This window comes from Streptococcus sp. NSSLK0004 (genome assembly GCF_059039125.1).
In genome coordinates, this window is record NZ_CM180142.1 from 1,127,747 (window position 1) to 1,142,291 (window position 14,545).

General features: G+C 44.2%; 18 protein-coding genes and 1 pseudogene. All 19 read right to left on the reverse strand.

What is annotated here, in order from left to right; translation table 11 throughout:
• Positions 1-72: 72 nt before the first annotated feature.
• Positions 73-1,947, reverse strand: coding sequence for an SAG1250 family conjugative relaxase (locus AC4CS8_RS05790; RefSeq protein ID WP_248050938.1), 1,875 nt, complete (start codon positions 1,945-1,947; stop codon positions 73-75).
• Positions 1,934-2,299 (reverse strand): plasmid mobilization protein, encoded by a 366-nt coding sequence (locus AC4CS8_RS05795; protein WP_017768985.1) that lies wholly within the window; start codon positions 2,297-2,299, stop codon positions 1,934-1,936. Before AC4CS8_RS05795 ends, AC4CS8_RS05790 begins: the two co-directional genes overlap by 14 nt.
• Before the next feature lie 2 nt (positions 2,300-2,301).
• Positions 2,302-2,664 (reverse strand): SAG1252 family conjugative relaxosome accessory protein, encoded by a 363-nt coding sequence (locus AC4CS8_RS05800; protein ID WP_024376479.1) that lies wholly within the window; start codon positions 2,662-2,664, stop codon positions 2,302-2,304.
• A 341-nt stretch (positions 2,665-3,005) separates the two neighbouring features.
• Positions 3,006-3,248 (reverse strand): ADP-ribosylation factor GTPase-activating family protein, encoded by a 243-nt coding sequence (locus tag AC4CS8_RS05805; protein WP_002936408.1) that lies wholly within the window; start codon positions 3,246-3,248, stop codon positions 3,006-3,008.
• A 53-nt stretch (positions 3,249-3,301) separates the two neighbouring features.
• Positions 3,302-4,369: an Abi family protein gene (locus AC4CS8_RS05810; RefSeq protein ID WP_002936409.1), complete on the reverse strand. Its 1,068-nt coding sequence runs from the start codon at positions 4,367-4,369 to the stop codon at positions 3,302-3,304.
• Positions 4,370-4,546: 177 nt separating this feature from the next.
• Entirely contained in the window at positions 4,547-4,843 is a 297-nt protein-coding gene (locus AC4CS8_RS05815; RefSeq protein ID WP_172095065.1) for a hypothetical protein, read from the reverse strand.
• A gap of 49 nt (positions 4,844-4,892) precedes the next feature.
• Positions 4,893-5,282: a DUF5945 family protein gene (locus tag AC4CS8_RS05820; protein WP_002935071.1), complete on the reverse strand. Its 390-nt coding sequence runs from the start codon at positions 5,280-5,282 to the stop codon at positions 4,893-4,895.
• Positions 5,279-5,506 (reverse strand): DUF5965 family protein, encoded by a 228-nt coding sequence (locus AC4CS8_RS05825; RefSeq protein ID WP_002935073.1) that lies wholly within the window; start codon positions 5,504-5,506, stop codon positions 5,279-5,281. The genes AC4CS8_RS05820 and AC4CS8_RS05825 overlap by 4 nt, the downstream gene beginning before the upstream one ends.
• 53 nt (positions 5,507-5,559) lie before the next feature.
• A complete protein-coding gene (locus tag AC4CS8_RS05830) occupies positions 5,560-6,636 on the reverse strand; it encodes a DNA primase (RefSeq protein ID WP_493892366.1) in 1,077 nt (358 codons plus the stop codon).
• A gap of 62 nt (positions 6,637-6,698) precedes the next feature.
• Positions 6,699-8,555: a recombinase family protein gene (locus AC4CS8_RS05835; RefSeq protein ID WP_001820670.1), complete on the reverse strand. Its 1,857-nt coding sequence runs from the start codon at positions 8,553-8,555 to the stop codon at positions 6,699-6,701.
• A 54-nt stretch (positions 8,556-8,609) separates the two neighbouring features.
• Complete coding sequence (locus tag AC4CS8_RS05840) at positions 8,610-8,873, reverse strand: hypothetical protein (protein ID WP_000253176.1); 264 nt, start codon at positions 8,871-8,873, stop codon at positions 8,610-8,612.
• Entirely contained in the window at positions 8,873-9,103 is a 231-nt protein-coding gene (locus tag AC4CS8_RS05845) for a YdbC family protein (protein WP_001206986.1), read from the reverse strand. Before AC4CS8_RS05845 ends, AC4CS8_RS05840 begins: the two co-directional genes overlap by 1 nt.
• Before the next feature lie 45 nt (positions 9,104-9,148).
• The gene (locus tag AC4CS8_RS05850) at positions 9,149-10,003 is read right to left on the reverse strand and encodes a ParB/RepB/Spo0J family partition protein (RefSeq protein ID WP_000743700.1); all 855 of its coding nucleotides are present in this window, start codon (positions 10,001-10,003) and stop codon (positions 9,149-9,151) included.
• An 8-nt stretch (positions 10,004-10,011) separates the two neighbouring features.
• Positions 10,012-10,977, reverse strand: coding sequence for a MobV family relaxase (mobV, locus tag AC4CS8_RS05855; protein WP_044991835.1), 966 nt, complete (start codon positions 10,975-10,977; stop codon positions 10,012-10,014).
• 6 nt (positions 10,978-10,983) lie between these two features.
• Positions 10,984-11,250, reverse strand: coding sequence for a hypothetical protein (locus AC4CS8_RS05860; protein WP_162495498.1), 267 nt, complete (start codon positions 11,248-11,250; stop codon positions 10,984-10,986).
• A 252-nt stretch (positions 11,251-11,502) separates the two neighbouring features.
• Positions 11,503-12,527 (reverse strand): annotated as a pseudogene (locus AC4CS8_RS05865) (AAA family ATPase).
• A 153-nt stretch (positions 12,528-12,680) separates the two neighbouring features.
• Complete coding sequence (locus AC4CS8_RS05870; protein ID WP_000323521.1) at positions 12,681-13,154, reverse strand: sigma factor-like helix-turn-helix DNA-binding protein; 474 nt, start codon at positions 13,152-13,154, stop codon at positions 12,681-12,683.
• An 83-nt stretch (positions 13,155-13,237) separates the two neighbouring features.
• A complete protein-coding gene (locus AC4CS8_RS05875) occupies positions 13,238-13,663 on the reverse strand; it encodes an RNA polymerase sigma factor (RefSeq protein ID WP_000323896.1) in 426 nt (141 codons plus the stop codon).
• Positions 13,664-13,757: 94 nt separating this feature from the next.
• Positions 13,758-14,411 carry a sigma-70 family RNA polymerase sigma factor gene (locus AC4CS8_RS05880; RefSeq protein WP_004852858.1) on the reverse strand — a complete coding sequence of 218 codons (654 nt, stop codon included), beginning with the start codon at positions 14,409-14,411 and terminating at the stop codon, positions 13,758-13,760.
• Between the last annotated feature and the right edge of the window lie 134 nt (positions 14,412-14,545).

Here is a 14,545-nt window from a genome sequence, read left to right on the forward strand (position 1 = left end):
TAAATAGCCTGTAAGGCTGATAGTTAGATTAATACTGTCAGCCTTACAATTTTCCTATGAAATCTCAAACAACTAGATTAATTTTATTTCCTGTTTTAATTTAGTGATATTTTGATTTCTTGTATTATCAAGTATGCTTACAAAATTCTCTAATCTCCTAACCTTATAGTCGTAATCATCTATCCATTTTGTTAGGGAATTTTGATTTTCTTCAATTTCTTTCTCCACCTGCTTCAGTTTAATGGCTGGTGTCAGATTCATCTTGCCATAGTCATATCTGGCAAGCCGTCTGTTTTCTGGATCGGAGTTGTTGAGATTGAGCAAGACTTCTGCGACCTTGTTGAGATGAGCGACCTTATCCTGCAACTCCGTGATGGTCAAATCCAACTGGGCGATGTCCTTGATTAACTCATCTTTGACTTCCTGGTAAGATTTGTTGTTGATGTCTAATTCAATAAGAAGATTAAGCTCTGCTATTTTCTCTTTGAGACTGGCCATGGTTGGCCGTCTGCATTTCGGGATATGCTTGCTGTCATGAGTGAGTTGACGAATTAGTTCACGTCCTCGCATATAGCGGTTGAAATCAGAGTTCTCTTTATTGTAGATGAAAAACTGAGCGGTCTCTCGGATAAAGACATGGTAGAACTTGCCTTTTTCATTATCATGAATATCCAATTTGCGGTTTGGTATAAAGACCAAGCCGTCTTTTTTGATACCATAATTGATTCTGACAAAGAGACCGTCTTTAACTAACTTGTCAATCTGGTGCTCCGCTAATGCAACTTCAAACTCCTGGACCTGGTCTCGTTTTTCTTTGAAATCCTTATAGGCCGCCAAGAGTTCCTCAATTGGGAGCTTGTCCTTGTCCCGCTCTTCTTGGTAGGCTTCAAAGTCTGAGACCAGGTTAGCCAAGTCATGTTCTGGTGTGATGTCTCTTTTATCAAAATAGTCCTCAAAAAACTGGACATCGTAGAGGTGTTTTGTGCTGACCTTTTTGTTCTCAATGGAAATTGTTCGGTCGTCCTCTTTCAAGGTAAAGGTAACATGCTTTTTCTTCGGGGAGATTTTCAGGTTTAACTGCTCTGCTATTTCCAAAAGATGAGAGAGGTTTCGTACTCTGGGCAAGAGAAAATCCAGTCGCTGCTCAATAGCTCGTGTCGCAAAATGCTCTCTGAAATAATCCTCGGTGTAGGGCTGGCGCTTATACAGCTGATGGCCGCGAATGACCTGCTTCATGTCTCGGTCGGTCATGAAAAATCTGGCGTACTTGCGAGAGAAATCCATCTCCACGTTGAAAGCGGAAGCCTTGACCACAAAGTCCTCAAAGTTCTTGCTGTTCTCCATGAGAAAATAGAGACGCTGCTTGAGTTCAAACTTGTGATTGGTCTTGCGATAAGTTTCAAACTTCTCATGCGAATAGCGATTGGGCGGAATAATCTTTGCCCCTGACTCCTTCGCCAAGCGGTCAGAAATCATGCGAAGATTTCTCTCCTGGGCATAGTCCCATCTGAGCTTCTTGTCAGAGTTTAGGTCAACAGAGTTTATCAGGATATGATTATGGATATGATTCTTGTCTGTGTGAGTCGTGACGATGAAACGAAAGTTGCCCCCTGTCAACTCCTTGATAGTCTCGTAACCAATGCGATTGATTTCCTCTGGTGTCAGCTTGTCTTCAGGAGAAAATGATTGAATCAAGTGGTGTGCATGGATTTTGGTCTGCTTGAGTTGCTGGCGGTCGTTTCTGGAATCATAGAGCCGATCATTGTTGGTCAAGTTTGCCTGATACATCTCCACCAATTCCTCATAGCTGGGAAAGTCCAAGTAATTGCTCATGCCAAAATCAGAGACCAGTTTCAGCTTCTTCGTCTTTTCTGGATTGAGAATATACTTGATGAGGCTCTTACGATACTTGGTGCTATGCACCGCAAAGTGTTTAGTGACGACCATAAAACTCCTTCAGCTGCTGACACTTTATGTTAAAGTCCTTCTCCACTTCCTTTATGAGTTGGCCAATGCCTTGCACCAAAAATCCACGGTCGCTTGGTGTTAAGATGTGAGTCTGGTTGACGGTCCGTGCGATTTGATTGAGGTTGTTTCCGATTCGTCTCAACTCAAATACCAAGTCGTCATAGTTACTGGTGTCAATGGTCAGAAAGGTCATGTTGGGATTGAGCAGAACTTTTCTAGCATAAGCAGAGAAATTTTTACAGCCACTCTGACCGATACGGTTGTTCAGGGTTTCCAACTCCTGGTCTGTCAGAAAGACTTTTTTGAGGTTGGTACGGTAACGATTTTCCATATCTAACCTCCCATGTACTTGTCACGAAAATCTGGGCTAAGTGGGATAGCCTTCTCCACTTCTGCCATCAGCTCCTGCACACAGGTTAGGATAATTCGCAAGTGCTCTGCTGTAACCTGATGGGTCTGTTCAGCCATGATAGTCACTTGTAAAATGTCTCGACTGATTTGTTCAATCTTCTGGGACTGCCAGAGGGCAAACCAATCCGTTACTGCCTGCTTCCTCTCAACCAAGTCCATCAGCTTTTGACGGACAAAGGGAGAGAATTGCTCTGCGTGTTCCTGCTTCATCAGCTCCTGAATCTGCTCAAGTTCTCCTGGTGTCAGATTGATTTCCTTACGGATAATACGATAGTGGTCTGTCATCTCGTTATACTCCTTCTCTACTTGCCTCTATCGGGTCAGCCCCGATACCGTATGGGATACGGGTGCTTCCTAAAAGCCTCAACGCTTCGCTTTTCGGCTTTTGCGAGCTCAGTTATTGTGTCCACAATAACCTAAAATCTAATCGCCAGCTGAACCCAAACCTTACAGGTTGGTCAGCCGACGATAAGAAAACATGGTGGCTTCGCCCCAAACCCCCAAGAAAAAGTCAAGGGTTGATTTTCTAAAACTAGATAGAGTGTAACAAGAGAGAGCTGAAAAAATTATCACAGGAAAAGAAAAAGAGCCATTTGGCTCTCGAAAAATTTCTGAAATGAAATAGCTTAACCTAAAACTTCAAAATCATCACTACCATCGGCTTCACCTGTTAGACACGTGAAGCACATGTAGCTCCCTACCAGTGCACTCCCTGCTACCCAAATAGGAGATCCACAATTCATACACCTTGCCCCTCCTTCTTTTTCTTCAAGTACTGCACGCAAGGTTTCTTCAAGCTCTTTGGGATTGATGTCTGGATTATTATTGATAGTCAATTCGACAAATTCTTTGATTGAAATAAGATTCAATACTTTACCTCCGTTCTAATCTATTTTTTAGTCCGTGTCCATCTAAGCACTTATCATATCTTTATTGCCAATAAATCCATCCAATTTTTTGGAAAACCATAGTGTCTCAAATCCACTTGTTCTTGATTACTTTCTTCCAGAAGCTTTTGTAATTTTTTATTCCAAAAATTCTTAGTTTCTATGGACATTGACAAGATAAGATGTCTCATTGCTATAAAATAGATAAATAGTGTCTTGCTATCATTCTCTGAGTCTGTCACTAGCAACTCTCTGTCAGAATGATGAAAAGCTGGCAGTGTATGGTGTAAGCGACCATATAATCTGCCATTGTGTGAGCAAATATTCCTAAGATAACGAAGAGCGTTACACCAAGACAATAAGATTTTAGCTGGAATGTTATCATCCTTGTCCAAGGGAAGACTAATATAGGCAGCAACCTTATTTCGATATTCTGGTTGTAGGGCAACGAGGAAGGACGCTATATTTCCAAATGTCATTAAACGAAAAACGGTCCAAGGTAACACGACCCCATATTGGTTAATCTGATTCTTGATTGTGGCATCATCTTGTTTTTCCAAAATCAATCGTGACAAATGATATTTTGTTTTCAAAACAATATCCAGCCTCTTAGGATTTTCTTTTCGGTATTTAGATTGTTCTGAATAATAGAGAGCATCATCTTCAAAAATATAAGAAGGTTTATTGTATCCAATCGTCAGAGCATCAGCTGTACTCTTCTTCAAAAAAACTTCGATACGCTCCAATATCTCTTGAAGAAAATTTCTAAAGTAGCTATCAAATAAGTAAACTCTTTTTGCTTCTATGTATTTTCTGTCCACCAACTTCCCATATTGAGAGAATGATTGGAAGTCTATATCTCTTAAAAAGTCAATACAATCCTGTTTATAAAAATCATCATTCCCATTGTATTTGAAAGACCAGTTAGAGTTTTCTTTCATATGGACATATAACTGTTCTTCAGTTAAAGCCGGCTCAAGAGAACATTTTAATTGAGTTGGTGCTAATACTGGTCTATAAACCAACCTAGTTTTATCAGTAATATCTAAATCTAACGGAAAATAGTCCTTAAAATTTATTAATTCAAATACATTATTAGGCATAAAATATCTCTCCGCAATATGAAAAAAGGCCACCTAGTTATACATTGCTGTACCTTCGATGACTTCTAATCTAACTAAATTATACCACAACACCTCCTACTAAGCAAGAAATATTTTTACTTCGTTTGATTCAACGATGACACATATTACAAAAAACAGGCCAAAATAATTGGTCTGTTATTTGTTATTATTGCTCTCTCGCCGACCTTGTCTAAATTTCTCAATGTTTTTTTCCAATTGTTCCATGTTAAGTTTATTTTTCGCTTCTTGGATCGACTTATCAAGACTTTGTTCCTCATCGGTTATAACGCTTTGAGATAATTCAACGTTCTTATCAGGCTTAAAATTTGTATCAAAAACCACATCTAGGAGTTGTTCTACTTTGGTTAGTTCAGTATCTGACATCTCAGATAGTCGATGAATCAGTCGTTTAAATTGATCCTGGTTCTGTTTTTTCTTTTGAAAAAATTTCATTATCTTCTCCTTCAATTGTAAAAAGGTAGCCTTCATAGGACTACCTGACTTATAAATCATCAATGGCTACTGAAATAGCCTGCAACTTTTTATTTTGGATTTTCTTTTCATCAATCAATTGATGAAGTTCTTCAATTTGCTTCTGACAGGCGGAAATATCCTTGTTGTTTTGTGCAATGGTATCAGCCAAGTGTTGTTTATAGTCACTTGTGATATTTACCTTCTTCGGCTGACTTTGTTTAACGGTTGATGCGAGCGTTTGTACATCTTTAGATTCTGACTCCTTTTGTTGCTGTTCAAAAGCAGCCACATAATCTACTTCTTCAATTGGTTTTTCATCCTGTTTATGGAAAAGTGCTGCAATTTTTGCTCGTTCTTCATGGGAAGATGTTGGTTTCACATCATCTAGTGGCTGATCAAAATTCCAAGTTTTACTCATTTTATATCCTCATTTCTGTAATCTGAGTGTAGTGTGGTTTCTTTACCAAAGGCTTGCTCTAGTGCTTCATGAAATGACAACTGACTAGATTGTTGCCGTTTGATAAAGGTACTGTACATAGCTGTTTGTAGTTGGTCTCGATAGTGTTCCAATTTCTCAGTCTCACGTGAGACTTTTTCTTCTTGTCTAGCTACTTTTTCAGCCAGACGTTCAATCACACTCATAGGGTGTCCTCCTTGTCACTTTCTAGATTATGATAGTGGACTTGATTTTGTTATCACAATTCCATAGCACGCTCTCGTTTAGGTGGAGGATGATTCTTATTAACTTGTGCTTGGGCTGTTTGGATACAATCACTTAAGGATAGTTCACTCTGCTGTTTCACAATATCATTCCAATCTGACTTTGTTTCAAGTCCTTGCAATGGTGGTAAATCTTGAGAAAGCGGAAGTCCTTTATCTGACAGTTTCTGACAAAATTCTCTTCCTGCCTCATCGTTATCAACAGCCAATGTTAATGCATTTGAATGAGTTTGGTAGAAGGTTGTCGTCTCTTGTATTGCCTGAAGATAATGACTAAGTCTGCTTGGATTTACTGTATCTAGAAATGCCAATTTCCCCTGTTCCTCTGCTGCTAGACGCAAGGTCTGATAAGCAATCACAGAAAGTTTTAAACCTTCCATTGAAATCAGGCGAACATCGGATAATTGCTTTTGGTAAAGCTGATAATAACTCATCATATCGATAACTGATTCACAAAAAATGAGTCGCTTAGGATCCCCAATATCGAAACTAATACCGACATGGCCATGAGATCCTTTCATGATTTTTTTGAGATAACCTCGATCGTGCTTTTCTTCATTTTTGACGAGACCTTGAAGGCTTGCGGCCTGTAAGATCCCATTATGGTCAAAGCTTTTAAACACTAATGCTGACTCCGAATGATAAGTAGCTTGAGCAAGCAATCCTTGTCTACCAAAGGTATTTATAGTCTCATCACTTAGGCCACGAACTTCATTCAAGTAAGTAAGTGCTTGCTGAAAGGGTTCTTCACGCAAATAATATTGAAACGGTTGATAAACCTCTTCTATTACTTTGGTCAGTTCAAAATCTCCAGTTTCAAGATAAGACACAGCCTCTTTGAAAGAAACACCTGCCACTAATTGAACAAAGTCTATCACATCCCCTTGTATATCTCTTGAAAACCATTTGAAAGTATTGGTATCCGCAAAAATCCGAAAGGAATCATGGTCTGGGTGTTCATAAATGTGTCCTGATAAACGTCTGAAGGAATAACCCAGACTTTCAGCCACATTTAAAATGGCCTTTTGTTTTACTGCTTTAATTCGTGTCATCTTGTCTCCCTATAAAAAAAGCAGAAGAATGTCTCCTGCTAGTTGTTCTCACTTGTTGTAGTTCAGTCGGTCATTTTTTGCGGACAGTTCATACATGCTATCCTTTTCTGTTCTCTGCTCCTGCGTTTGCTCTCGTTTGATTTCTCCCTCCGTATCTTCTTGGCACAAGCAGGACAATACCTTGATGCACCAGAGCCCGGGACATATTCAACGCCGCACACCGTACAATTTTTAGCGGGCATTGCTGCCCACCGTTTTGTAGGTATGATATGTAATTCATCGACAAAGCCGATGAATTTATAGTAAATCTTGATTTCCTGCTTCACTGTTCCGTCTGCCATCTTCTCACGCTCCGAAACAAGTATCTTGTCTATGAGTGCGTTTATAACTGTTGCATCCAGTTCTTTTAAGCCTTGATAATTTCGGATAAGGGCGAGGAAGTCACGGATTCCCCGTGATTTCTCGTAGCTTTCATTAAGAGTTTCCGTCACCTCTTTCAGCCTTGCTTCAATTTCAAGCTGCTCTTTCTGGTATTTCCCCGACATCATCTCAAAATTCCGCTCGGTAATACGCTCCATGACCTTATCCTCGTAGAGAGAGGAAAACAGCCTGTCCAGTTCCGCAAGGCGTTTGTTCAGCTTCTTACGTTCTTTCTCTAATGCTTTCGCCCTGCTCTGGTCTGTTTCCGTGAGCCGCTTTTCTATGGCCCTGACCGCCTTTTCATCATTCACTGCCATATCCGCAAAACAGTTGATGTCGGCAAGAACGGCATTGAATAAATCCCTTGCTTCTATATTGTGGGCACTACACTCGCTTCTTCCGTTTCTTGCATAATTATTACATGAATACTGTACACAGTCGATAATCTCTGGGCGTTTCCTCCTGTGTACGTTCATTGCCCGCAGAGCACATCCGCAGTCCACACACTTGATAACGCCTGCAAAAATATTTACAAATCCTCCCTTGTTCTGTGGAAGCCTACGACTTGTAATAAGCTGTTGGACAATATCAAATTCCTCCTGCGTGACTATTCCCTCATGGGTATTGGGTATCACTTCCCATTCTTCGGGCAGCTTAGAGGGGCGTTTCTTGCTTTTCATATTGGCGGCAATCCGTTTGTAGCCTACAAGATTTCCCGCATATATCGGGCTTCTTAAAATGCTCCTCACGCTGTTCCCACTCCAAATATAGCGTTTGTCCTCGTTCCCCTCAAAATGACGTTCAAAGCCTGTTTCGCCACGCTCCGCCGCATAAGCGGCAGGGCGTAGGATATGCTGTTTATTAAGATGTCTGCAAATTTTGGCAACTCCATTCCCTTTTAATGCAAGGTCGAATATCTCTTTTACAACATGTGCCACTTTATCATCTATCAGCAGATGGTTGTGGTCGGCAGGGTCTTTGATATAGCCATAAGGGGCGGTAGTTCCCATGAATTTCCCCTGTTGAAACCTCGCCCGATATGCCGATTTTATCTTAACAGATATGTCAGCGGCATACATTTCGTTTAAAATGTTGCGGAAAGGCGTGATGTCCATAGCAGATTTATTCAAGGTATCTACGCCGTCATTGACCGCTATATACCTCACGTTATGCTCTGGGAAGAAAACTTCCAGATATAACCCACAATCAAGATAGTTTCTCCCCAGACGGGATAAATCTTTCGTAATCACGCAGTTTATCAGACCGCTTTCAATGTCTTTTATCATATTCTGGAAACTTGGTCTTTGGAAATTTGTACCAGAATAACCATCGTCCACATACGTTTTTGCTATGTGCCATCCCTGCTTTTTCACATAATCCGTGAGGATGGATTTCTGTGTCGCAATGCTCGCACTCTCGTTATCCGTACCATCGTCTTTAGATAAGCGGCAATAAATGCCGACTAAATAGATTTTCTTTTCTTCTTTGATTCCTGCCATACTGTAAAACCTCCGTATCTGTCCTATCTGTTTTCATGTCCCATTGCGTACATTCTAAGCGGACAGCCCCTCATTGTCGAAGGTGTCGCCCTCGGCAATCTTCTTCCGAATATCCTCGGAGATAATCGGGACAAACGCTTCTGTAACGGTCTGTGTGCCGACATATTCACGGCTGATTATCATCTGCACTGGTGCTTTTGGCACGATACGCTTTCTCTTTTTATCTGCTTTCTTATCCTCGCCCATACTTAAATCTTCCTTTCCAGACAGGGCAGGGAAGAGTTTGGAAATGTCCCCGCCCTGCCAATCAGATACCATTAATCCTCGCTGTTTAATTCTTTCTGTAATGCTTTAAGGAGTGCCGCCGCTTCATCAGCGTTCAGCGTGATTCCCTTGCCGCACTTTTCACGGTTCGGGGAAAAGCTGCGGATGTCATACTTCGGCTCTTTCCCATTCCATGAAATGAGATTGATTTCCTTTGTGTAGCCACTGTCGCCCGTAGACAATACTGCGATTTCCTTTACGATTTCATACTGGATTTCTCTCATTCTCCATACCTCAACTCTCTGTATTTACTTCCCGAAAAAAGAAGATTAGCGGCTGTCACGGTTGCGTTTCCTCTGCAACTCACGCTCCAAAAGTTTGATGATGGTTTCCTCCATCTGCTTCGGCGTTGTGTTCTTCGGAAAGTATTTTTTCAGCTTGCTTGTGTTGATTTTCAAGGTTTCTTTCTGGTTGCCCTTTTCCTCCGTCATAATCGCAAATATCGTATCCATGTCAAGCCGCCCGCTCTGGCTTAACTGTTTCATCCGCTGTGCCTGTGAGAGTGAGGGCGTTGCTTCTTCGCTCTCCATCGTGGCAAAGAGGTTTTCCTGCTCGTCTTTCTTCAAGAAGGACAGTTCCACCGCAGGCGTGAGGGCGATTTTCCCCTCGTCCACCATCTGCAAAATCGGCGGTATCAGTTCCGTCAGGCGGATAAAACGCTGCACGGTCATCCTGCCCACGCCGAAGCCCTGTGCCACCTTGTCGTCCGTCCGCAACTTCGTCACAACTTGTGACGAGGTTAAGTCTGTGCGGAAACCCTGCCGCTTCATGGCTTCGGATTTCATCTTGTAAGCAAACGCCCGCTCCGATGGCAGGATATTCTCACGCTGCAAATTGCTGTCTACAAGGGTGATGATGGCTCGGTCACGGTCTAAGGGCAGGACAAACGCAGGCACGGTATTTATCCCTGCAAGTTCAGAAGCACGGACACGCCGCTGTCCTGCAATCACTTCATAACCGTCCCCGTCCTCTTTCGGGCGTGTGATTATCGGCGTGACAATGCCAAATTCCTTGATGCTTTCCGCTAACTCTGACAGTGTTTCATCTTCTGCCACATGAAACGGATTGTCGGGGAACGGGTACAAGTCTTTGGTCTTTAACACCTTAAAATCCTGTTTCTTCATTCACATATCTACCTTTCTTTCGCTCTGCTTCTATGATTTTTCTGCAATTCTTCCAACACTTCGGGCGGTATTTTTGACAGCAGCCGCCCCATCTGCTCGTTGGTTCTCTGCAATTCAAATATCTTCTGATTCGCTTTCTGCACCTTTAGTTCCTGCTCGTACTTTTCATCACGCATACGCCCCGCATAGTCTGATTCCTGCCCAATTCTCTCTTTCAAACTGTCGATATACGCCTGCTGTTTCCCGATTTCCTTAGAGAATTTCTCCACGTCTGGCAGCCATGCAGAGAGTAAATCTAACGCTTTATCCCTTTTCTTCCCTGCGTTAAAGGCGTTGATGTCGGATAGGGCAGACACGATTTCTTCATACTGTTTATCAAGCCTGCCGCCTAATTTATAGAGCCATGTGGGGACGTGTTTCCGCTTGGTTTCCATTGAGGACTGCCCCCGTTCAAGCTGATTCCACCGTGAGGACATCCGCTCATGGTAGGCGGTCTGCCACTCGGATAATGATTTCTGGTTGCCTAAGATAGCTTTCGCTGACAGCTTATTGTCTGGCGTAATCGGCACAAAGCAGAGGTGCATATGGGGCGTTCTCTCGTCCATATGGACGACAGCGGAGAGGATATTCTGCTTTCCAACACGCTCCGAAATGAAGTCAAGAGCCGTCTGGAAATACGCTTTTTGTTCTTCGGGCGGTAACTGGTTCATAAATTCTGGTGAAGCCGTGATGAGCGTTTCCACCATCATCACGCTGTCTTTCCTTGTCCTGCACCCTGCTTCGGCTACCTTTCGGTTAATCTCTTTCTTATAGGTGTACTTTGGCGGTGCGACAAGATGATAGTTATTTTTAGAGCGTTCCATGTCGATATCTGGGTTGCTTTTGTAGGCTTCTTTCTTCCGCTCGTTGTGGCGTTCGCAAGCCGCAACGCCGCCCGCTTTGCGTTTCTGGAAACGCAGGATTGCATAGGGCATAATCCATCATCTTCCTTTCTTCGGCGGGTAACTGCCCTTTGGGTGACAGCGGTGACGGTGGTGACGGCAGTTTTGGGATGCCCCCTGCCGATTGCCGTAACTGTCACCCTTATCCCCTGCATGACGGTCATGACGATGGTGACGGTGTTTTTGGGATACTCCCTCGCAAGAGCTGTAACCGTCATGCCGCCGTTCTTTTATCCGAAGCCGCAAGGCGTAGGATAGCAGGGCGTAAGACCTGCCATAAGGGAGTCCAGAGGGAACGTCTGGCACACGGCTCTTTGCAGGGCAAAGTGTAGTGTGTTACACCCTGTAAACGCAGTCGGAAAAATCGGAGAGATTTTTCTGACCGCAGGGGTGATTTTACACGCCCGAAAAGGGCGGGTGAATCCCACGCCTGCATTTTGCGTTTGCGGGGTGTTCTCCCGTAGGGATGACAGCGGCAGGGTATCCTAAAATCACTGTCACTGCCGTCACCGCTGTCACCCGCAGGGCAGAGCCGCCAACTTTACATGGCTTTAAGCGTCAATGACAGTAACAGGGGGTATCCCAATATCGCTGTCACCGCCGTCACCGCTGTCACCCGCCCTCCTTGCAAGGGCAATCTGCCTGCCGTCTTTCCTGCGGCTGTACTGGTAGCAGATACGGTTCTCGCTTAAAAATGTGGTGTGATATTCATTCAGCCATTTCGTAATCACCGTGGGTATGGTTTCCGTTTCCCCCATAGCGGCTAACAGCTCCGTTGCCGTGCCTGCCCATTCTTCCTTATCCCTCATAAAATCCACCAACCGAAAAAGGACATCTGGTATCGTTTCTTTCGCAAGCTGCTCCTGCGTTTTCCTCTCCACAAGTTCCCAACTGCAATCACGGAAACGGAGCGTGTATTCCTGATAGGGCGTGTCCCTGCCCGTTACATACAGCTTGGCGGTGTCAGATGCCCGTTTCTCCTTTTCCAGAACAAAGGTAGCGTCCGCACTCCCCGTTAAGCCTGTCGTCCCAGACACCTTGTTGAACACATCGCTGTCATTCTGCTTTCGGATGTGGTGTACGACAATGACCGCCAGAGAGTGCCTGTCGGCAAAATCTTTGATTAGGGAGATGTCCCCATAGTCGCTTGCATAGGCGTTGTCTTTTGAAGCTGTACGGACTTTCTGCAAGGTATCAATGACAATGAGCCTGCTGTCTGGATAGTCTTTCAGATAATCCTCAAGCTGCACGATAAGACCGTCTGACAGCTTGCAGCTTGCCACGGCAAAATGAAGCCGCCCGCTCGCTTCGTCCGTCAAGCGGAACAGCCTGTCCTGTATGCGGCAGAACGTGTCCTCAAGGCAGAGGTAAAGCACATCGCCCTCCATTGTCGTCATGTCCCATAAGGGGATTCCCTGCGACACGCATAAGCACAGCTTCAGCATGAGCCAGCTCTTGCCTATCTTCTGTGAGCCGCAGAACAGCGACAAGCCTGTGGGGATAAGGCTGTCCACCACAAAGGACGGCTTCTCAAGCGGCTCATAAAGGAGCGTTTCGGCGTTGACTGTCTGTAACTTCTGCATGGGTTTCCTCCTTTCGGGCAGTTATCTTGTTTTTGTTGCACATAGGCGTTGACCTCCTTAAAAATAGATTTACTCCCACGAAAAAAGTGAGAGTATGTAATACCGCCAATCCCACACAAATAAAAAACAGATTTCTTTTTCGGGCGGTGTCGGTCATGGTTGGAGATATTTCCTCATTTCCGCTTTTACTTTCTTCTTTGCAACAGCAACGGATTTCTGTATTGCAGAAGCGGTGCAATGCTCCATAGCGGCGATTTGGTAAAAATTGAACTCATACTCGTAGTAGAGCAGGAAACGTCGCCTTTGTATCTCTGGCAGTCTGTCAACCGCCTTACAGAGCAGTTCCGCCCGTTCTGCTTCAATCATTTGTTCCTCAATGCTCTTAGGCAGCTTTAACGCCCGCCTGTTCAGCGTTTCGTCCCATACTTCCGAAAACTCCCTGTGCCGCTCGTCCCATTGGAGAAGATTCCTGTTCCTGCGTTCCATCTGCCGAAATTCAAAGAATAACTGCTCGGATACTTCCAGTTCGTGGTGTTCCCCCTGCCCGTCCTTAAAACTGATAAAATACCTTATACCGCTTTCCGTGGATTCCTCCCGAAGCGTGTACGCCTTAGCTTTATATGCCATCCCGTTTTCCTCCTGCCAAAAATAAGCGGGGAGATTCCACTCCCCACCCAGTAGCCCGCAGAATAATGGGATGTATTAGACGCTTACAAAATTTTCCGAAGCTTCTTCCGCAGATGGTCTAACCTCGCATAGATGGCACCAGTCGTCAAATGCACAAGTGGGGCAATCTCCTTTGTGGAATACCCCTGCATTTTCAGCAGGACGATTTTCAAGGTACGCCCGTCCACCGTGACTAATACTTGATAGAGATTTTCGCTCTCAATCTCGTCCAGTAACTCCGCAACTGTATTCACCTCCGCTTGCCGCTCCCTGTCTGCCATGTCCTCAAGGTATTCCGCAACGTCATTCGTCCATCGGTAAAACCGCCTGTTGGAATTGAAGTCTGCCCTGTCCGCTATGCGTATCTGCTCAATGGTCACTTCATCAACGCCGCACTCACGCAGCAGCTTTTCCTCCGCTTCTTTCCAGATACGCCATTTCCTGTCCTCCCGTCCGTGGTTGTATGCCATTCTTACTTCCTCCAATCAGAATTGATTGAGAGGGCAGAGAAAAGCCCCCTCATTTTCCCAAAGGAAAAAACAAGGGGGCTGAACGCCTTAAATTTTAATTTTCTATTATCTTTCTTAGTTTTCTTAGGATTCTGGCTTTGCGTTTGTTCACAACGCTCTGGGTTATGCCTAACCTCGCCCCGACTTCACGCTCGGAAAGTCCGTCAAAAAAGATTGCCTGTATCAACTCCTGCTCACTATCCGACAACAAAGGCAGGGCGGCTTTCAGCCTGTCCACCATAACAGCATTGACAACGGTTTCCGCAATGTCCGCCGCTTCATCAGCGATAAAGTCCAGAGGATTCCCCTCGCTGTCCGTAAATCCGTCCAGAGATAGCAGGCTGTTCCTCGCATCTAATTTTTGCAGGTAACGCCACCGCTCCCTGTCACGGTAGAAGTCCGCATATTGCTCCCTTACGACTTCAAGCAGACAACCTTGGACGGGGATAAACAGCTTGTCCATATATCCCTTGTCGGCTTGCCTGCGGCGGCAGAAATCCGTATAGGACAGTTCCACATAGCCGCCGCTTTCTTTGATATATACTTTTCTTGGTGCGTATTTCACCGCTAATACCTCCAATCTGAATTTTTGAAATGTAAAAATCCAGATGGAGAGGCGGGGAGCGGCAACGCACACCAGAAACAGCCCTGCGGCACTTTCCAACAAAAAACGACAAAAGAAAAACCGCAAAGGCTCTGTGACCTTCACGGTTATGGGAAATACAAATTCTGTTGTATGGAGATTGTACTTCCACTTTCAAGGTGAGAAGTACCGCTGCACTGGCAGAAATTTTTTTAACTGGTTTCCTGCCATTCTCTGATATGCTATGTATTGATAAATTT